The organism is Duganella violaceipulchra, from assembly GCF_019166075.1.
Lineage (GTDB): Bacteria > Pseudomonadota > Gammaproteobacteria > Burkholderiales > Burkholderiaceae_D > Rugamonas > Rugamonas violaceipulchra.
Genome location: NZ_JAHTGR010000230.1, coordinates 1 through 255, shown reverse-complemented (window position 1 = coordinate 255; position 255 = coordinate 1). Strand labels below are relative to the sequence as shown.

Annotated in this window: 1 protein-coding gene; it reads right to left on the bottom strand. The window is 65.1% G+C overall.

From position 1 onward, the window contains the following. A partial coding sequence (locus KVP70_RS33830; protein ID WP_217946794.1) for an AMP-binding protein occupies positions 1-255 on the bottom strand: 255 nt, incomplete at both ends.

Genomic DNA, 255 nt, shown 5'->3' with positions numbered 1-255 from the left:
TCGATATTGCCATCGTCCAGGAAGCGCGCCAGGTCGCCCGTCTTGTACAGCTTCGCTTCGGCCACGCCGGCAAACGGATCGGCGACGAAGCGTTGCGCCGTCAGTTCCGGTCGATGCAGATAACCGCTCCCCACCTGCACGCCGCCGATATACAGCTCGCCGGCCACGTACAGCGGAACCGGACGCATCGCCTCATCAAGCAGGTAGATGCGGGTGTTGGCGATCGGCCGCCCGATCGGCACCATGGCGCGCGTA